This window comes from Sphingobium sp. AP50 (genome assembly GCF_900109095.1).
In the GTDB taxonomy this organism is placed as follows: Bacteria; Pseudomonadota; Alphaproteobacteria; order Sphingomonadales; family Sphingomonadaceae; genus Sphingobium.
In genome coordinates this window covers 102,139-120,900 of sequence record NZ_FNYZ01000012.1, presented here as the reverse complement: position 1 = coordinate 120,900, position 18,762 = coordinate 102,139, and the positions used below count along the sequence as shown (strand labels likewise).

16 protein-coding genes are annotated in these 18,762 nt (G+C 58.4%); 14 read left to right on the top strand and 2 right to left on the bottom strand.

Translation table 11 applies throughout. From position 1 onward, the window contains the following. The first annotated feature begins 4 nt into the window (after positions 1–4). Positions 5–1,606 carry a S10 family peptidase gene (locus BMY84_RS18400; RefSeq protein WP_177204071.1) on the top strand — a complete coding sequence of 534 codons (1,602 nt, stop codon included), beginning with the start codon at positions 5–7 and terminating at the stop codon, positions 1,604–1,606. Then, positions 1,603–3,114 (top strand): S10 family serine carboxypeptidase-like protein, encoded by a 1,512-nt coding sequence (locus BMY84_RS18395; protein WP_256215308.1) that lies wholly within the window; start codon positions 1,603–1,605, stop codon positions 3,112–3,114. The genes BMY84_RS18400 and BMY84_RS18395 overlap by 4 nt, the downstream gene beginning before the upstream one ends. A 41-nt stretch (positions 3,115–3,155) precedes the next feature. On the opposite strand, the gene BMY84_RS18390 is transcribed toward BMY84_RS18395, so the two are convergent. Further along, positions 3,156–3,638 carry an Lrp/AsnC family transcriptional regulator gene (locus BMY84_RS18390; protein WP_093085574.1) on the bottom strand — a complete coding sequence of 161 codons (483 nt, stop codon included), beginning with the start codon at positions 3,636–3,638 and terminating at the stop codon, positions 3,156–3,158. Between the two features lie 261 nt (positions 3,639–3,899). Between BMY84_RS18390 and BMY84_RS18385 the strand changes: the two genes are divergently transcribed. The 3 genes from BMY84_RS18385 (at position 3,900) to BMY84_RS18375 (ending at position 9,925) form a co-directional block, all read left to right on the top strand. Further along, positions 3,900–6,017, top strand: coding sequence for an amidohydrolase family protein (locus BMY84_RS18385; RefSeq protein WP_093085573.1), 2,118 nt, complete (start codon positions 3,900–3,902; stop codon positions 6,015–6,017). A 49-nt stretch (positions 6,018–6,066) separates the two neighbouring features. Further along, entirely contained in the window at positions 6,067–7,398 is a 1,332-nt protein-coding gene (locus BMY84_RS18380) for an APC family permease (RefSeq protein WP_093085571.1), read from the top strand. Positions 7,399–7,666: 268 nt separating this feature from the next. Then, positions 7,667–9,925, top strand: coding sequence for a TonB-dependent receptor (locus tag BMY84_RS18375; RefSeq protein ID WP_256215307.1), 2,259 nt, complete (start codon positions 7,667–7,669; stop codon positions 9,923–9,925). Between the two features lie 88 nt (positions 9,926–10,013). Here BMY84_RS18375 and BMY84_RS18370 read toward each other — a convergent pair whose 3' ends face one another. Further along, positions 10,014–10,466 carry an Lrp/AsnC family transcriptional regulator gene (locus tag BMY84_RS18370; RefSeq protein WP_093085569.1) on the bottom strand — a complete coding sequence of 151 codons (453 nt, stop codon included), beginning with the start codon at positions 10,464–10,466 and terminating at the stop codon, positions 10,014–10,016. Between the two features lie 112 nt (positions 10,467–10,578). Here BMY84_RS18370 and phhA point away from each other — a divergent pair, with 112 nt between their 5' ends. Genes phhA through BMY84_RS18325 form a run of 9 tightly spaced genes read left to right on the top strand, consistent with a single transcriptional unit; the run spans position 10,579 to position 18,518 of the window. Then, complete coding sequence (gene phhA, locus BMY84_RS18365; protein ID WP_093085648.1) at positions 10,579–11,442, top strand: phenylalanine 4-monooxygenase; 864 nt, start codon at positions 10,579–10,581, stop codon at positions 11,440–11,442. Continuing rightward, positions 11,439–12,647, top strand: coding sequence for an amino acid aminotransferase (locus BMY84_RS18360; RefSeq protein ID WP_093085568.1), 1,209 nt, complete (start codon positions 11,439–11,441; stop codon positions 12,645–12,647). Before phhA ends, BMY84_RS18360 begins: the two co-directional genes overlap by 4 nt. A 20-nt stretch (positions 12,648–12,667) precedes the next feature. After that, a complete protein-coding gene (gene hppD / locus BMY84_RS18355) occupies positions 12,668–13,708 on the top strand; it encodes a 4-hydroxyphenylpyruvate dioxygenase (protein WP_093085566.1) in 1,041 nt (346 codons plus the stop codon). A 10-nt stretch (positions 13,709–13,718) separates the two neighbouring features. Then, complete coding sequence (gene hmgA, locus BMY84_RS18350; protein WP_093085565.1) at positions 13,719–15,095, top strand: homogentisate 1,2-dioxygenase; 1,377 nt, start codon at positions 13,719–13,721, stop codon at positions 15,093–15,095. Beyond that, positions 15,092–16,393: a fumarylacetoacetase gene (fahA, locus tag BMY84_RS18345; RefSeq protein WP_093085563.1), complete on the top strand. Its 1,302-nt coding sequence runs from the start codon at positions 15,092–15,094 to the stop codon at positions 16,391–16,393. Before hmgA ends, fahA begins: the two co-directional genes overlap by 4 nt. Further along, positions 16,393–17,037, top strand: coding sequence for a maleylacetoacetate isomerase (gene maiA / locus BMY84_RS18340; protein ID WP_093085562.1), 645 nt, complete (start codon positions 16,393–16,395; stop codon positions 17,035–17,037). The genes fahA and maiA overlap by 1 nt, the downstream gene beginning before the upstream one ends. After that, positions 17,034–17,399 (top strand): Rieske (2Fe-2S) protein, encoded by a 366-nt coding sequence (locus BMY84_RS18335; RefSeq protein ID WP_218146987.1) that lies wholly within the window; start codon positions 17,034–17,036, stop codon positions 17,397–17,399. The genes maiA and BMY84_RS18335 overlap by 4 nt, the downstream gene beginning before the upstream one ends. 44 nt (positions 17,400–17,443) lie before the next feature. Then, on the top strand, positions 17,444–17,740 hold the full coding sequence (locus BMY84_RS18330; RefSeq protein ID WP_093085559.1) for a 4a-hydroxytetrahydrobiopterin dehydratase: 297 nt from the start codon (positions 17,444–17,446) through the stop codon (positions 17,738–17,740). Further along, a complete protein-coding gene (locus BMY84_RS18325; RefSeq protein WP_256215306.1) occupies positions 17,667–18,518 on the top strand; it encodes an SDR family oxidoreductase in 852 nt (283 codons plus the stop codon). Before BMY84_RS18330 ends, BMY84_RS18325 begins: the two co-directional genes overlap by 74 nt. The last annotated feature ends 244 nt before the right edge of the window (positions 18,519–18,762 follow it).

The following is an 18,762-nucleotide window of genomic DNA, read 5'->3' as shown; positions in this document are numbered from 1 at the left end:
GAACGTGTTGAAACGGGTATGGATGGCGGCATGGACCGGTGTGACGTTGGCGTCGTTGCCCGCGCTCGCGGTCGAGGCTAGCGGACCCCCTCCGCCCAAAGACAGCCCGGTAATGGCTATCCCGCCATTGCCGCCCAGCGCTGGCCAATGGAAGATCGAATCCAAGGCCAGTCGCGCGCCGATCGCGCCGCGCCGCTATGTGGTGGAGCGCAGCGGCGTCTTTGATGGGCGAAAGATGCACTATAGCGTCACGGCCGAAGACATCGTCATTTCCGATGCCAATGGCACGCCCAAGGGTTCGATCTTCTCATTTACCTACAAGTCGCCAGCACCGGCGGGCGCTCAGCGGCCGGTTGTCTTCATCTTCAACGGCGGGCCAGGGTCTGCATCGACATGGCTGCATATGGGCGTGATTGGCCCGCGCCGCGCCGACTTTACCGATGTCAATCCATCGCAGGTTCCGCCCTTCCATGTGGTTGATAATCCCAACAGCCTGATCAGCGAAGCCGACCTGGTGTTCATCGATCCCATCGGCACGGGTTTCAGCCGCTATTGGGGCGAAGGACGGCCTGAGGATTTCTATGGTGCGGAGGAAGATGCGGCATCCGTCGCGCGCTTCATCCAATCTTGGCTACGGCGCCATCATCGTTGGAACAGCCCAAAATTCCTTTTGGGCGAAAGCTATGGAACCTATCGTGCAAACATGCTCTCGCGTCGTCTTATGGGCGGAGTGCTGGACGGTACGCTGAAAGGTATCTCGCTGAATGGCGTCATTCTGGTCGGCGGCGACGGTGGCCTCGCCAGACCTGAAGGCAACGACAAATTTCTGCCGACCTTCACCACTATGGCGGCGACCGCCTGGTATCATGCTCGCGCCGACCGGCAGGGCCGGGAGTTCGACAGCTTCATCGCCCAGGCAGAACGTTTCGCGCGGGATGAACTGGTGCCCGCGCTCAACCGTTGGGACAGCCTGACCGATACGCAAAAGGCGCAGCTGGCGGTGAAACATGCCGGCTTCACCGGCCTTTCGGTCGATTATCTGCTTTCCAAGGGGCTGCGGATCATGCCCAGCGATTTTGGCAGCGCGCTGCTGGCGGACCAGGGCAAGACAATCGGCCATTATGATTCTCGCTACGTCCTACCCACGGCGGGGTCGCTGGGCGATCCGGTGGCAGATGACGGGGCGATGGGGCAATATAGCGCAGCCTTTATCGGTGCCTTTAATAACTATATCCGCGACGATCTGGGCATCGATATCGACGATGATTATGTGAATATCGACTTCCTCAACGTCAATTTCCCTTGGCGTAACCCACCGTATGCGCCGGGGGTCCCGGCACCTGGCTCAGATCCAGGCGCGGACATCGCTGCCGCTATGCGTCGCAACCCGGATTTGCAGCTGATGACCATAGAGGGATGGTTCGATCTGTTCGGTGCGGTGGGCAGCGCTAAATTCGGCGTCGCACAGCGCCAGCTGCCGCAGGACCGCGTCATCGCCAAGGCCTATTGGTCTGGCCATATGGCCTATGTCGGCCAAGCCGGTGTGCAGATGGCAAAAGACTTGCGTGAATTCATCCGAACCGCATCGAAAGGACGACAGAAGTGAAGAAATCCCCTTTAAATGCGATGACCGCCTTGTCGCTGGCCATGGCTGCTTTGTCCGCCATCAGCATGCCTCCCGTTCAGGCTGCGGAGGCAGCCGGCACCATGCTCAAGGCGCCGCCTCAGGTTGAGCTGCCAGCTCCGATCATAACGGGTCATCAGGGCGTTTTTAACGGCCGCAAGCTCGACTATTCGGCGGTGGTCGAGCGGTTCGACACGACGATGGCCGACGGCGGCCCTGCAGCCAGGCTGGTTGCCATATCCTATATCATGAGGTCCGCGGGCAAAAAGGTCGATGGGGCGAGCCGGCCGGTGGTGTTCGCCTTTAATGGCGGACCGATCTCATCCTCTTCAACCCTCCACGTGGGCGCGCTGGGTCCAAAGCGTGTGGCGGTACCAGATGATATCCAGGCATCACCCTCTACCTTCCGCATGGTCGATAACCCCAACGCGCTGCTGGACGTGGCCGACCTGGTCTTCTTCGATCCGGCCGGAACGGGTTTCAGCCGGTTCGCGCCAGGCGTCGATCCCAAAAGCCAGGCTTCGAACGTCACAGATTCACGGCAATTGGCGCAAATGATTCTGCAATGGCGAAAAGCTCATGGACGCGAAGGCGCGCCGATTTACCTGCTTGGCGAAAGTTATGGCACAATGCGCGCGCCCGAAGCGGCGGGGCAGTTGCTCGAGCAGGGCGTAGCAGTCGATGGGATAATCCTGCTGGGGCAGGCCGTTAACATCATTGAATATGCGCAGCGCCCGGCGAACCTAATCAGCTATGCTGCATCCTTGCCGACGCTGGCAGCGATCGCCTGGGAACTGGGGAAAGCAGATGTTCGCGGTCGAACCTTCGACGCCTTTGTGGCGGATGCTCGTGATTTCGCTGCGGCGGACTATCTCTCCACCCTCTACTTGGGTGGGGCTGCGCCGATGGACCGGCAACGGGTTGTAGCGGCCAAGTTGGCGGAGTTTACCGGCGTTCCTGCCGACTGGTATCTGGCCAACAGATTGCGAATATCCAAAGTCGATTATCAGCAGAAAATAAGGCCGGGGTTTGTCCTTAACACCAACGATGCGCGCTACGCCAAGCCAGTTGGCGGGGCCGACCCGTTCGACAGTGTGATGAACGCCTATGTCACTAACTTCAAAACCTACCTAGCCAATGATTTAGAAGCGGGTACGATTGGCGATTATCTATCCTATTTCCAGTTTCCCGGCGGCTTGAATGGCTGGGATTGGGGCGTAAACAAATCGCCCTTTGGCGATTGGCCTTATCAGAAGCCGATCAGCGCGTTGATGGAGCGCAACCCGCGCTTCCGCCTCTTGGTAGGCAATGGATGGACCGACACGCAGACGACCGTCGGCGCGATGGAACTGCTGGTCAATGAGGCTCAATGGCCAAAGGATCGGGTTCGGACCGCCACCTACCGCGGTGGACACATCTCCTACACTATCGACGCGAGCCAAAAGGCCTTTGCCGATGACGTGCGGGCAATGATCCGGCGCGACTGGTAAAGCAGCTAGGGCGGGGGTGCGTCACCCCCGCCCACATCCTCTTATTCCGGGCTGCGCAGACGAACCGGGATGGCCGTGCTCTCCTTGATTTGCATCATGGTCACGAGGGAATGAGTATCCTGGACGCCAGGGAGTTTCAGGATCACCCGAAACACAAATTGCTGATACCATTCCAGCGATTGGGCCACGATCTTCAACATGATGTCACGTTCGCCGAAGATGGTATGGCATTCCATGATTTCTGGCGTTACCTCTACCTTGCGAAAGAATTCCGCGCGTTTTTCATCTGTCAGCGAGCCCATTTTCAACGTGGCGAAAATCAGCAACGTGTCGGCGAATCTCTTTCGGTTAAGCAGCGCGACTTGACCCTTGATATAGCCTTCCTCGCGCAGCCGTTGCAGCCGCCTCCAGCAGGGCGACTGCGAGAGGCCGACACGCTCAGCAAGCTCGGCCGAGGATTGGCCGGCATCCTTCTGAATCTGCTCCAATATGCGAATATCTATCGCGGATAATTCTTCAGCCATTTCGTGCCAATCCTTGTTTTTCTATGCTTGTGTAACGCATAATTGGCATAAATCCGCTAGATAATGGCCCTGGGTTGGCAATTTTCTATCTTCATAGCCATCGTCCAGCCTCCTCATCCCTTTGCATTTTTTATGCACGGAAATAGCGTGGGCAGCGAAATCTGAATAATCATTTCCATGCGCCTCGCCTAGCCAAGGGTGGTCATGGCCACAGCCGGTTGCTTCAATCGTTCTGTCCGCCGAGAAAAAGGATCCTGAACGATGCGCCTTAACCGTGTTTATGCCCCGACACAGGTGATCGGTCGTGCCACGGCTCTCGCGCTCGCACTGCTCAGTTCGGCGGCAACGCTGACGGCATATGCGGCGACACAGGAGAGTTTGTCGATCCTCGCCACCGGGGAGGTGATTGGCACGGTCAAGGCAGATATTGATGACGACCATATTCTGGTCGACTATCGGGTCGACAATAATGGTCGTGGTCCCAAACATCGGGAGGACATCAGGCTGAGTGCAGGCGGCATTCCGGTCAGTTGGACGGTCACGGGGACGTCGCTGATGGGCGGGGCGGTTGCAGAAAGCTTCAACTGGACCAATGGCAATGCCAAATGGAAGAGTCAGGCTGATGCCGGCGCCGTTAAATCGGCTGCGCCTGCGCTTTACATTGTCAATGACGATAGTCCGTTCGCCAAGGCCGTCTATGCCCGCGCGGCGTTGAGCGCGCCAGGTCACAGCCTTTCGGTCCTGCCCGGGGGTAAGGTCAGCGTGGAAAAGGTGCGTGACACCAATGTTGGCACCGGCGCCAATATGGTGAAGGTCGGCATCTATCGCCTGACCGGCGTGCAACTCGCGCCGACCTATGTTCTGTTCGATTCCAATGGCGGGCTGTTCGGCGTCTACGATGTCGGTGCGGGTGGGGGCGGAGCGATCCGAACCGGCCGGGAGGCCGATTACGATGCTGTGAACGACCTGCTGAAGGATCTGGAGGGCGAGCGCGTCCGTCAGTTGCAACAGAAGCTGGCGCATCACTTCGACACGCCAGTACGAATCTCAAATGTGCATGTCTTCAATCCTGTTGATGGCAAGCGGTCTGGCCTATCGACCGTGGTTGTTTCGCGTGAACGGATCGTGCGGGTCGAACCCCAGGGCAGCGCACAGGCACCGGCAGACCAGACGGTCATCGACGGGGCTGGCGGCACCATCTATCCGGGCCTGTACGACATGCATTCCCACGCAACTTTGGACATGGGTCTGTTCTATCTGGCCGTCGGCGTGACGGGAACGCGCGACATGGGCAATGACAATGGCTTCATGCGAACCCTCTTGGATGAAATTGAGGCAGGCAAGGTGGCTTGGCCGCGCATCACGCCTTCAGGCTTCATGGAAGGGCGCAGTCCCTATTCCGCACGTTACGGCGTGATCCCTGAAAGCTTGCCAGATGCGCTCAAGGACGTGAACTGGTACGCCGATCATGGCTATCCTGAAATCAAGATTTACAACAGCTTCAACCCTGATTGGGTCCGCCCGGTCGCGGCGGAAGCGCACCGGTTGGGCCTGCGGGTATCGGGTCATGTTCCGGCGTTCGATAGTCCCGATCGTGTCGTTGAGGACGGGTATAACGCCATTGCCCATATGAATCAGCTGATGTTGGGCTGGATCCTCGACCCGAGCGAAGACACCCGTACGCCGCTGCGCCTGACTGCCATGGCGCGGGGCGGAGCGCTGGATCTCAATACCCCGCGCGTGCGCAGAACGGTCGATCTCATGAAGGCGCATGGCACGGCTCTCGACACCACGCTGGTCATCCTGGAAATGTTGATGCGGTCCAATGCGGGAGAAATTCCGAGCTTTGCCGAGCATTTCTATTCGCACATGCCGATCAGCTGGCAGCGCTTCCGTCGGCGTAGCTATGTCGACAAAAATGACCCTGCCATCCGCAAAGCTTATGATGATGGTGCGGCCAAGATGCTCGAAGTGACAAAGCTCATGCATGACCAGGGCATCCGCCTCCTGCCAGGTACTGACGAAGGCACCGGCTTTACCCTGCTTCGTGAGCTGGAACTCTATGTCAAGGCAGGTCTTACCCCGGCGCAGGCGCTGCGCGCAGGCACGCTGGATTCTGTCGAATATATGGGCCAGTCGAGCTACGTCGGCACGATCGAACGGGGCAAGCTGGCTGATCTGGTGCTGGTCGCGGGGGACCCGACCAAGGACATTGGCGAAATCTACAAGCCTCAGATGGTGATGCGAGGCGGCACAATTTACTATCCGGCGGAAATTCACGAAGCGCTGGGCATTACGCCCTTCGCCAAGCCGCCGGTCGTTCGGGCCGCAAGTGGCAACGGGACCGGCCCGGCCGGCGGTCATGCAGAAGAATTCTGACGCCTGCCCCTCATCGCTACAGTAGATCCGACATAAGATGGAGTTTGAAATGCAAGCATCGGGCGGCACGCTGCATCGCAATGTCGGCTTAATTGGGGTGGTGACGCTCGGCGCAGGTACAGCCATTGGCGTTTCCATCTTCTCCATCCTGCAACCGACCGCGCAGATCGCCGGGACCGGTCTGTTGCTGGCAATCGCGATCGCAATGCTTCCGATGCTGTTCTTCGCGGTGTCCTACGCTTATCTGGGGTCGGTTGATCCGGTATCGGGCGCCTCCTACGAATGGCCCAGCCGCTTCATCCATCCCTGGGTCGGTTTCATCATCGCCTGGCTGCGGATTATCTCCAACGTCGGCGCAATGACCATATTGGCGCAGGTCATGGTCAGCTATCTGGGGATGGTAGTCTCCTTACCACTCAAGCCTGCCATGGCGGTCGCCATTACGTTGGTCTTTGCGATTAATATGGTCGGGATTTCGGTAGCGGCGAAGGTTCAGTCCTTCCTGATGGCGCTGTTGCTGGTGGTGCTGACCATCTTCGTGGCGACCGGTCTGCCCGAGATTGATATTGCGAAGGTCGCCCATCCACTGAGCGGCGGCATATGGCCGGTACTGGCTGTCGTCCCGCTGATGATCAGTCTGTTCCTTGGCATCGAATCCGCGGTCGAGATTGGCGAGGAAGTCCGCAATCCGGGTCGGACGATCCCGCTAGGCATTGCCCTGGCATGCGCATTGGGCGCCATCGTCTATGGACTTGTGGCGTTTACCGCGTTGGGACTGATCGGCGCAGATGCACTGGCAGGCAGCAAGGCACCCTTGCTCGATGCTGCGCGGGTGCCGTTGGGCGGGTGGGCTGTGCCGCTGGTGGTGGGCGCGGCAGTCGCATCGATCCTCAAGTCGATGAACGCGGCTGCCATGGTCTTTTCCCGTAGTCTGTTTGCCATGGGACGAGACGGCGTCTTGCCCCGCGCCCTGTCCGCGATCCACCCCCGTTTCGGGACGCCCCACGTCGCTATCCTTCTAGGCTATGGTTGCGCGATGGCAGGCCTGATGCTGCCTGATAGCTTGGTTTTTCTCCTGCTGGCAGTGAACATACCCACGATGCTAAAATATATGGCCTGTTCCATTTCGGCGATGCGGGTCGCGCGCGGTCGGCCCGAACTTCATGCTCGCTCGTCGTTGCGCTTTGGCAAGCGCACGATCCAGCTGGTCTCAAGCATCGGTATCGTCGCTGCGATGCTCATCATCATCTTCGGCATAGAGGCTGACCATCGACCCTACATGCTGGTCGGCGGCTGGTTCGCGGTAGGCGTCGTATATTGGTTCGCGTGGGGCCGGCGGCACGTAAAAATTCGTGCCCCGCTTGCGCAGGACGCGAATTAATACCGGAGTAGGGCAGGCAAAGGTAGAAAATTGCGTCACCTGTCCATTTCATCAGAAAATTTATGCGGCAGAACGCCGTTGCGGCTCTCTTTCGCATAAATTGACGCGGACAACTGGGCTAGTCTTCGAACTGTAATAAGAAGGCCTCGACAAAGGGGCTGTGTTCCAGGTGGGCCTCCGGTCTAACGGCCGGAGCGTGATGGCAGGGGGTGCGGCCGCAAACGGCGATAGCCAGCGGTCGAACCCGATGAGGGATGAAGAGGGAAAGATGACGATTTCACGCCGCACCGTTCAATGTTCGATCTTCGCGCTTGCGATAGGCATGGCGCAGGCCGCTCATGCGCAGACGCCGCAGGCTGCCGGCTCCGATACGTCGGCCAACACTGGCGCCGAAATTGTCGTGACCGCGCAAAAGCGGGCGGAACGTCTGCTCGATGTGCCTGTTGCGATCAGCGCCATCGGTGGCGAGGCATTGGCAAAGCAAAATCTCAACCGCATTTCCGACTATTTCGACCGCGTGCCTGGCCTGCAATTTTCCGGTCAGCGCATCTCGGCCCTGTCGCTGCGGGGCGTAACCACGGGCGGCGGCACCGGTCCGACGCTGGCAATACTTGTCGATGATGTACAGTTTGGTTCGTCCACCGGTGGCGGCCAGTCTCCGATCCCCGATTTTGATTCCAGTACGCTGGAGCGGATCGAGGTGCTCCGTGGCCCACAAGGCACGTTGTACGGCGCGTCGAGCCTGGGCGGCATCATCAAATATGTGCTTAAGGAACCCCGCCTCGACAAGGTATCAGGTCGCGTCGAAGTGGGCGGTACCCACATGTCAGACGGCGACCAGGGCTGGGTAACGCGCGGCTCGATCAACCTGCCGTTGACCGATTGGCTGGCGGTAAATGCCAGCGGTTTCTACCGTGACGATGCGGCCTGGCTGGACAATGCCAACCCCGCAGCGGCCAAGAGCAAGGACACGAACAGCCGCAAGGTCTGGGGTTTCCGTGGCGCTGCCCTGATCCAACCGATCGACAATCTGAAGTTCGTCCTGTCGGGGCTGTACCAGAAGCAGGAAGCGGTCAACAGCGACCTTGCTGTTACGTCAGGGGGGGTGCCGCTCCGCCGGAATTCGTCAGGGGCGATCAGCTATCAGCCTGCCTATGGCGACCTGACGCTTTACGCGCTCGACTCGCTGAACAAGTCCAAATATCAGATGTACACGGCGCGGGGCGAATTGGATCTGGGGGGCGCGCAGCTCAACTCGATCACAGCCTGGAGTCGATCGGACAATATTCTGTCGAATGACGTAACATCTGTCTTCCGACCGCTCTTTAGCTTGCCCATATCCTATGGGTCCAGTTTCGCAAATGGTTCGGTCAGCATCGGCAATGCCGATTATACGCATAAATTCTCGCAGGAACTGCGTCTTTCGGGACAAACGACTTTGTTCGATTGGCTCGCAGGTGGTTTCTATACTATCGAACATTCCGGCGTTAACCAGTCGCTGTACCTCTATGATGGGTCGGGCACGCTGGCTGATACGCCCTATATCGCTGCCGGTCCCTCGAGCTATCGTGAATATGCAGGTTTTGCTGACCTGACCTTCCATCTGGCTGAGGGTTTCGATCTTCAATTCGGTGGCCGCTATGCTCGCAACAAGCAGACTTCGGCGTCGAATGTGACGACCACCAGTAAGGCGGCGCCGCTGTTCGGGCCGACGCGGACACAGATGGTGGGATCGAAGGACAGCGCTTTCACATGGCTGGTTTCGCCCAGCTATCATATCAGCAAGGATATGATGGTCTATGCGCGGGTGGCCACAGGTTATCGCCCAGGCGGCCCCAATCTGGAAAGCGCTGTAACGGCCAGCTTCGACCCCGATCGCGTGACTAATTATGAAGTTGGTTTCAAGGGCAACATCGTTCCAGGCTTGTTGACTGTCGATACGGCCTTGTTTCAGATCGACTGGAAAAAGGTGCAGTTGCAGGGCACAGCCGCCTCGCAGCTGAGCTTTGTCACCAATGGCGATACGGCGCGTAGCAGAGGCTGGGAATTCGCAACCACTCTGACGCCGTGGACAGGCATGACGGTGGCGGGCAATTTCGCCCTCACTGACGCGAAACTGACGGCGGACCTGCCTAATCTGGGAACGGGCGGTCTGGTAGGGCGCGATGGCGACAAGCTTCCCTTTACGGCTGATTTCACTTCGAGCATTTCGGTAGATCAGCGCTTGCCAGTCAACGACAGTGTAGAGGCTAGCTTCGGCGCGACCCTGACCCATGTGGGCGAACGGCCAGGCGCCTTGACTACGACGTTGGCCACGCGTCCTCGTCTCGACATCCCGGCCTATACCAGCTTCGACCTGCGCGCGGGATTGGAAATGGACCAGCTCTGGTCACTGAGCTTCTATGTCCGCAACTTCTTCAACGAACGGGGCGTGACATTGGCGAATGATCGCAACGGGACGAGTGTTCCGACCGCGCTCTACATCCTGCCGCGTAGCTTTGGCCTGACACTGGCCCGCGATTTCTGACGATCGGGCGTTGGTGCTAACCGTTAGGGACGAGGCACCAATCCCATAATATTCTAACGAGATGACCAACGGCCATATCTGTCTGCCATCAGACAGGTATGGCCGTTGTGTATTTCGTCATAGACAGAGCAAAATGCGAAGCTGCCCCCTGAACGCTGGGATGCGCGAGCAGGGTGTGCATCAGGAACAGATTATAGTCCGAGACATCGGCTACGACGATGCGCAGCAGATAGTCCCATTCTCCCGACATTGAAAAACACTCAATAATTTCCGGGTGGGTAAGGACGAAATCTTCGAACGATTGTCTGGCTTCGCGGGCATGGCTCTTCATACGGATGTTGCACAGAACATTGACGCCGCGACCGACTTTCGCGGGATCTACCATCCGCACGGTCCCGGTCAGGATTCCCAATGCTTCTAAAGCCTTGATCCTGCGCCAGCAGGAGGCTGTGGACGCGCCCACCAGAGTAGCGAGCTGAGCATGGCTGACGGTTGCGTCAGCCTGAAGTATCGCAACGATTCGCCGGTCGATTTTATCCATATGAATAGAACTTTTCACAAACTTGTTGATGTATGAAACTAGGTTTCAAACTTTGCTGGTATTGGCGCGATAATGGAAGCTATTTTCGCCTGGAATGTGCAAAAAGATGCGCATGGCAAACGCAAATATCGAACGGCCTGAAGGGGCGGCGGAGGATTGGACGATCCCGCAGAACTGGGGTGCTTACACGCCTGCTGAACATGCGATGTGGGACCAATTGTTCGAACGTCAGGCAGCTATGCTGCCGGGGCGCGTAGTCCAGGAGTTTATCGACGGGCTGGACATGCTGCGGATGACCAAACCGGGCATTCCGGATTTCGACGAGTTGTCCGAACGGCTAATGAGGGCAACCGGTTGGCAAGTGGTTGCCGTCCCAGGCCTGGTGCCCGACCGGGTTTTTTTCGACCATCTTGCAAACCGCCGCTTCGTTGCAGGGCGGTTTATTCGGACCCCTGAGCAGCTCGACTATCTTCAGGAGCCTGACATCTTCCATGATGTCTTTGGTCATGTCCCGCTGCTCGCCAACCCGATATTTGCCGACTATATGCAGGCCTATGGGGAAGGGGGGCTGCGCGCCGACGGGTTGGGGGCGATTGAAAATCTCGCACGCCTCTACTGGTACACGGTGGAATTCGGTCTGATCCGGCAGGGTAGCGATCTCAAGCTTTATGGCGCGGGGATCGTGTCATCCTACGGCGAGTCCCTTTTTGCGCTGGACGATCCGTCGCCCAACCGGCTCGGCTTTGATCTCAAGCGGCTAATGCGCACGCAATATCGGATCGACGATTTTCAGCAGAGCTATTTCGTAATCGACAGTTTCGAGGATTTGCTCAGACAGACGATCGAGACGGATTTCGCTCCGCTTTATGACGAGCTGCGGGGCCAACAGGCGCTGGAGGTCGCAACCGTGCTTCCCCAAGATCATGTCTTCAATATCGGTACGCAAGCTTACGCCAAGACGAAGGAAATCGCATGACAGATCTGGCTTCTGTTGACCGGCGAGCGGCCTTGGATGGCTTTGGCGCGCTGGCGCCGCAGGCCCCCGATGCTCTGCTTGGTCTGATCGCCCTGTATCGCGACGATAGCCGCGCGGAAAAGATCGACCTTGGCGTTGGCGTTTTTCGTGACGATGCTGGGCTCACTCCGGTGATGCGCGCGGTCAAAGCCGCTGAAGCCATTCTGCTCAGGGAACAGGAAAGCAAATCCTATCTGGGCCCTGAGGGTGATATCGGTTACGCTGAACTGTTGGCGGACGTCGCGCTTGGGCGCGAGCTCGCCCGGTCTCCTCGAATTGTGGGCGTTCAGACGCCAGGCGGCACAGGCGCGCTGCGTTTGGGTGCTGAACTGCTGCGGCGTGCTCTGCCGGGCGCCAGCATTTGGATTGGTTCGCCAACCTGGCCCAATCATGCCCCGATCTTCCAGGAGGCCGGGTTACAGGCACGGGCGCATCGCTTCTATGATGTAGCGTCTGCCCAAATCGACCTTGCCGCGATGCTGGAGGATCTGGAGGCCGCCGCAGAAGGCGACGTGCTTCTGCTTCATGGTTGCTGCCACAATCCCACCGGCGCATCTTTATCGACCGAGCAGTGGCAGTCGATTACGGACGTCTGCGCCGTAAAGGGCATCATTCCTTTCATCGATCTGGCCTATCAGGGCCTTGGGGATGGGCTCGACGAAGATGCTTGGGCCTCTCGCGCTCTGTTCGAGGCGCTGCCCAACGCTCTACTGGCCTATAGTTGCGACAAGAATTTCGGGCTCTATCGCGAGCGGGTTGGCGCACTTTGGGTACAATCGGCCTGTGCTGAACAAAGCGAGCCGGTGCGTGGCAACATGCTCGCTCTGGCGCGCAGCATCTGGTCGATGCCCCCCGATCATGGCGCGGCTATCGTGCGCACCATTTTGGAGCGGGATGATTTGCGCAACGACTGGATGGCCGAACTCGCCGAGATGCGTAACCGCATCAACATGCTGCGCCAGATGGTGGCGCAATCGCATCCCGGCCTTGCCTTCATCGGGGCGCAGCGGGGCATGTTTGCCATGCTGCCCATCGACAAGAACGCCGTCACATCGCTGCGCGCTGAGCAGGGCATCTACATGGCGGGCAATGGCCGCATCAATATCGCGGGGCTCAGCAAACAGAATATGTCGAACTTCGTGGCTGGCCTCGCGCCGCACCTGTAAGAAATCGAGAGGATTTTTTCATGACCGACACCCTCAGCAATCCCCTGGGCCTTAATGGCTTTGAATTTGTAGAATTCACCTCGCCTGATCCGCAGGCGATGGGCGCGCAGTTCGAGCAATTGGGCTTTGTAGCTACGCATCGGCACCCGACCAAGAACATCACCCGCTACAGGCAGGGTCGGATCAATCTGATGTTGAATAGGGACGATGCCGGACGGGTCGCTGCGTTTCGAGGGGAGCATGGCGCCTCGGCCAGCGCCATGGCGTTTCGCGTCGCGGATCCGAAAGAAGCGATGCGCTGGGCGCTGGAGCATGGCGCAAAGCCGACCGATGAGGACGATACCGTGATCCGGGGCATTGGAGGATCCTACCTCTATTTCATAAAGGATGACGCGGATCTCTACGCTGATTGGGCAGAGCTTCCCGGCTGGCGCGAGGCAGAAGCTGAAAACAATGTCGGATTGGACCTGCTGGACCATCTGACCCACAATGTCCGTCGCGGCCAGATGCGCGTATGGAGCGAATTCTACCGGACCCTCTTCAATTTCGAAGAGCAGAAATATTTCGATATCAAGGGGCAGGCGACCGGTCTGTTCAGCCAGGCGATGATCGCACCGGACAAGGCGATCCGCATTCCTCTGAACGAAAGCCAGGACGACAAGAGTCAGATCGAAGAATTCATCCGTCAATATAAGGGCGAAGGAATTCAGCATCTGGCGCTGACCACCGACAATATCTTCGACACCGTCGAGAAATTGCGCGCGCGGGGTGTTCGCCTTCAGGACACGATCGAAACCTATTATGAACTGGTCGACAAGCGCGTGCCCGGTCATGGCGAAGATCTCGAGCGGCTGCGCAAAAACCGTATTCTGATCGACGGCAATGTCGGCGATGAAGGCATTTTGCTCCAGATATTCACCGAGAATATGTTTGGCCCGATCTTCTTCGAGATTATCCAACGCAAGGGCAATGAGGGCTTTGGCAACGGGAATTTCCAGGCGCTGTTCGAGAGTATCGAACTGGATCAGATCCGGCGCGGTGTCATCACCGTCGACGCGTGAGGGCTGAGCCATGAACGTGAAGTCATCGGCATCGGCATCAGGCGGTCCCTTGCCGCATGTTGGCGACGCATCCCAAGCTGGGGAGCCGACACTCCCCGGCTTGGGCAATCACCATTCGACTGAAGCAGTTCCGGGGGCGCTGCCGGTGGGGCGAAACTCGCCGCAACGTGTGCCCTACGGCCTGTTTGCGGAACAGTTTTCGGCAACCGCTTTCACCGCGCCCCGTAACGACAATCACCGCAGCTGGCTCTACCGCATGCGGCCGACCGCCAACCATGCACCCTTCGCGCCCTATGGCGGGAATAGCCGGCTCCAGGCGTCGCCTTTCCCCGGTGGGCAATTGTCGCCCAACCGGCTGCGCTGGAACCCGCTCGATATCCCCGATGAAAGATTAGACTTCGTCGATGGTCTGGTGACCTATGCTGGCAATGGGGATGTAGCGGGCGGCTTTGGTTGCGGCATCCATCTCTATGCAGCGACGCTATCAATGGTTGATCGCGCTTTTTTCTCCGCCGACGGTGAATTTCTGATCGTGCCGCAGACCGGGCGACTGCGCCTGGTTACGGAAATGGGCGTGTTGACGGTCGCGCCGCTGCAGATCGCCTTGATCCCGCGCGGCATCCGTTTCCGGGTCGAACTGGTTGATGGACCGGCGCGCGGCTATGTTTGCGAAAATTACGGTGCTCTGTTCCGCCTGCCTGATCTGGGACCAATTGGCGCCAACGGCCTTGCTAATCCGCGAGATTTTGAAGCGCCTGTAGCCGCGTTCGAGGACGTCGATCGCCCGGTCGAGTTGGTGCAGAAGTTCATGGGGTCGCTTTGGTCGACGCAGTTGTCGCATAGCCCGTTCGATGTCGTCGCCTGGCATGGCAATGCAGCGCCATATCGCTATGATCTGCGACGTTTCAACACCATCAACACGGTCAGCTACGACCATCCCGACCCGTCTATTTTCACGGTCCTGACCAGTCCAAGCGACACGGTCGGGACAGCCAATATGGACTTTGTGATCTTTCCACCGCGCTGGATGGTGGCCGAGGATAGCTTCCGCCCGCCCTGGTTCCACCGCAACATCATGAGCGAGTATATGGGGCTGATCCATGGCGAATATGACGCCAAGGCTGGCGGTTTCGCGCCTGGCGGGGCCTCACTGCATAATATCATGGCGGGCCATGGGCCTGATGTGGAAAGCCATGACAGGGCGGTGATGGCGGAGCTGGCGCCCAACCGGATCGACGGGACGATGGCCTTTATGTTCGAGAGCCGGTACCCGTTCGCCGTGACCCAATGGGCAATCAACACGCCGCTGTTACAGGCCGATTATGACAAATGCTGGCAGGGCTTTCGCAAAGCGCAGCTGCCCCAACAGGGTGAGGAATTAAAGTGACGCAGTGGTGGAATGTCGACGAAACCCACGCAGCCGACCGGATCAGCTGGGTAGATAGCGCAGTCGGGCATGCAGACTTCCCGGTGCAGAACCTACCCTATGGGCTTTTCGCGCCGCATGAGCAGGAACCCAGGATCGGCGTAGCAATCGGCGACCTGATCCTCGACCTTTGGGCTGTAGCGCAGATCGATCTGCTGGATGAGGGCTTTCGGCAGGTCGCAGCAAGCAGCTCCGTAAACGCTCTACTATCGCTTCCTGTAGAACAGCGCCGTGCTCTGCGCCGCCGGATCAGCGAATTGCTGACGGACGAAGCGTATCGGTCTCACGTTGAACCATATTTGTTCGACGCTGCGGAATGCACGCTCTTCGTGCCTGCGCAGATCGGTGATTATACCGATTTTTACGTTGGCATTCACCACGCCACAAATATTGGCCGGCAGTTTCGGCCGGACGCCCCGCTGTTGCCGAACTATAAATATGTGCCGATCGGCTATCATGGGCGTGCGTCTTCCATCCGACCTTCAGGCGTAGCGGTGCGTCGGCCTAGCGGTCAGCGTAAACCACCGGAAGCAGATGTTCCCGTTTTTGGACCCTGCACCCGGCTTGACTACGAACTGGAAATTGGCGTCTGGATCGCACAAGGCAATACGCTGGGAAGCCCGATTTCGATCCAAGATGCGGCCGATCATATTGGCGGCTTTTGCCTCCTCAACGACTGGTCAGCGCGTGACTTTCAGGCTTGGGAATATCAACCTTTAGGGCCGTTTTTGTCCAAGAGCTTTCACTCGACCATTTCGCCCTGGGTCGTCACGACAGACGCCATGGCCCCGTTTCGAGTAGCGCAACCACCCCGGCCAGAAGGTGACCCACAGCCTCTCCCCTACCTGTCGGATGAGCTGGATCAACAGCATGGCGCGCTTAAAATCACATTGGAGGTCTTCTTGCTTACCGCCTCGATGCGCGAGCAGGGACTTCCGCCGTTCCGGGTCAGCCAAGGACCAGCGACGAACATGTACTGGACCGTCAACCAGATCGTCACCCATCATGCTTCCAATGGTTGCAACCTAAATCCAGGAGATCTGCTGGGGACCGGCACTATTTCCGCACCAGAACGGAGCGGATTTGGAAGTCTGCTCGAACTGTCGACTGGCGGTCAAGAGCCGATCCATCTGCCCAATGGCGAAAGCCGTGGCTTTCTGGAGGATGGCGACGAGATCATCCTGCGCGGCACCGCGTCGGCCCCCGGTTTCGTGTCGATTGGCCTTGGCGAATGCCGGGCGAAGATTCAGCCTGCCTGATGCGCAACCTGATCCTGCACGGCTATTGGCGTTCCTCCGCCGCTTATCGAGTGCGGATCGCGCTCAATTTAAAAGGCGTCGCCTACAGCCAAGTCAATCACGACCTGCGTATAGGCGCCCAGCGGGCGCAGGCTTATCGGACGTTGGCGCCGCACGGCCTGGTACCTGCGCTGCAGCATGACGAAACCGTCCTGATTGAAAGCCCCGCCATCTTGGAATGGATTGAGGAACGGTGGCCGGCCCCCCCGCTGCTGCCTGACGGCCCAGACCAGCGGGCAACTGTCCGCGCGATGGCAGCGTTGATCGGATGCGACATTCATCCCCTCAACAATCTGCGTGTGCTGAACGAAATCAAAGCGCGTTTCCAGGCCGAAGAGTTGCAGGTCCGCGCGTGGATCCATCGGTGGATCCTAGACGGCTTTGCCGCGCTGGAGGCGTTGATCGGGGCGCACGGGGGGCTCTATGCTTTTGGCGACAGCCCCACATTGGCGGATTGTTATCTGGTTCCGCAGCTCTACAGCGCGCGTCGTTTCGATGTGGATCTGAAGGATTATCCGCACCTCATCGCGGCCGGCGAAGCTGCTGCGCGGCTACCCGCGGTCGTGGCTGCGCATCCCGACCACCAGCCGGATGCAGACGTCTGATGGACGCCAATATGCGCCTGAGCCACACGCCCGCCGGAGTGAAACTGTGTAAGACCGAAGATATTGCCGACGGCGGTGCCCGAAATTTCGTGCTTCAGTTGAGGGCAGGGCGTTTCCACGGCTTCGTTGTGCGCGAAGGGACAGATGCTTTCGGCTACATCGACCGTTGTCCGCATGCGGGCCTGCCGCTCGCGCAGCAACTGGACGACTATCTGACGCCCGATGGCAGCCTGATCGCGTGCAGCTGGCATGGCGCTCTGTTTGGCAAGCAGGACGGCCTTTGCGTTGGCGGGCCTTGCACGGGGCAGTCGCTCGGTACCTGGCCGGTGCAGATCGATGGTGACTGGATAATAACGGCCTGAAGCCGCGTATTGGCGCGGCGGCTATCCATACTTCAAGGAAAATAATGATTGCTCCGCTATCCCTACCCGAACTGAACCAGCATCTGGTGAACTTGCCTGGTTGGTCCTATGATGAGGCGCGCAGGGCGCTCTACCGCCGGGTGACGCTCGCCGATTTTGCAGAAGCCCTGGCGCTGATGGTCCGCGTCGGCGTCGAGGCGGAGAAGGCAAACCACCATCCTGAATGGTTCAACGTCTATAACCGCATCGACATATGGTTGACCACACATGATGCCGATGGCGTATCTGTACGCGATATCGCACTGGCCACAAGGATCGACCTCTTCGCGCGGGCGGCCTAAGCCGCCAGCTTCATTGCGCTCACACAGTTTTAAGGAAAATAGCGTGCAGAACCGGGTCGTCATAGTCACAGGTGGTTTTGGCATTTTGGGTTGCGCCGTTGCAGCCGCCTTTGAAGAGGCGGGTGCCCGTGTCGCCCGGATCGATTTCGCACCACTGCCGCAGAATGCCAAGCCATGGGATATAGGTGGTGTCGACCTGGCAGACGTCGCGCAGGCAAAGGTTGCGCTCGACGTAGTGGAAGACAGACTTGGCGCTCCATCCGTTCTGGTCAATATCGCAGGTGGTTTCGTCTGGCAGACGCTAGAGGATGGGGGGGCGGATGCTTGGGCGCGGATGTTCCGCATGAATGCATTGACCGCAGTGACGATGTGCAAGGTTGCGGTACCGCGGCTGTTACAATCCCCGTCGGCGGCGATCATCAACATTGGTGCAGGCGCAGCCGCTCGCGCTGATGCGGGCATGGGTGCCTATGCCGCGGCCAAATCGGCGGTCGCGCGCCTTACCGAGAGCCTGGCCGCTGAACTGGCAGGGCAGGACATAAGGATTAATGCCGTGCTGCCCAGCATCATCGACACGCCCACCAACCGCGCTGACATGCCATCGGCCGATTTTACCCAGTGGGTAACGCCGCAAGCCATTGCTTCGGTCATCCTTTTCCTTGCGTCGCCCGCAGCGCGAGCGATTTCCGGTGCGTTGATCCCAACGATGAATGGTTCGGGCAGTCATCAAGGGTATGATTGTGTTGAGGAGGCACAAGCGCGTATCGTAGTCGCATAAAGCTACGAGAATTCGATCAAATATCGCATCAAGTCTTTTAGTATTTTATCATGACAAAAATAATCGATGAAATATAAATCATTCTTACGAATAATGCTGCTTAAAGATTATATGAATTTAGAAACTTCCATGCCAAAACTGACCTGTTATATTTTGCAGATGTTGATTTTTGCCCTGTTAATCGTTCTTAGCAAAAGCGCACGAGCAATATCACAACTTTGATAGGCGGCGTGGACAAATTCAA

Bases quoted from the DNA above. Each gene is read 5' to 3' on its own strand.
- BMY84_RS18375 (WP_256215307.1), top strand. From the start codon at position 7,667: ATGACGATTTCACGCCGCACCGTTCAATGTTCGATCTTCGCGCTTGCG.
- BMY84_RS18370 (WP_093085569.1), bottom strand. From the start codon at position 10,466: ATGGATAAAATCGACCGGCGAATCGTTGCGATACTTCAGGCTGACGCA.
- BMY84_RS18385 (WP_093085573.1), top strand. From the start codon at position 3,900: ATGCGCCTTAACCGTGTTTATGCCCCGACACAGGTGATCGGTCGTGCC.
- BMY84_RS18360 (WP_093085568.1), top strand. From the start codon at position 11,439: ATGACAGATCTGGCTTCTGTTGACCGGCGAGCGGCCTTGGATGGCTTT.
- BMY84_RS18390 (WP_093085574.1), bottom strand. From the start codon at position 3,638: ATGGCTGAAGAATTATCCGCGATAGATATTCGCATATTGGAGCAGATT.
- hmgA (WP_093085565.1), top strand. From the start codon at position 13,719: ATGAACGTGAAGTCATCGGCATCGGCATCAGGCGGTCCCTTGCCGCAT.
- phhA (WP_093085648.1), top strand. From the start codon at position 10,579: ATGGCAAACGCAAATATCGAACGGCCTGAAGGGGCGGCGGAGGATTGG.
- BMY84_RS18380 (WP_093085571.1), top strand. From the start codon at position 6,067: ATGCAAGCATCGGGCGGCACGCTGCATCGCAATGTCGGCTTAATTGGG.
- BMY84_RS18330 (WP_093085559.1), top strand. From the start codon at position 17,444: ATGATTGCTCCGCTATCCCTACCCGAACTGAACCAGCATCTGGTGAAC.
- maiA (WP_093085562.1), top strand. From the start codon at position 16,393: ATGCGCAACCTGATCCTGCACGGCTATTGGCGTTCCTCCGCCGCTTAT.
- BMY84_RS18325 (WP_256215306.1), top strand. From the start codon at position 17,667: ATGATGCCGATGGCGTATCTGTACGCGATATCGCACTGGCCACAAGGA.
- hppD (WP_093085566.1), top strand. From the start codon at position 12,668: ATGACCGACACCCTCAGCAATCCCCTGGGCCTTAATGGCTTTGAATTT.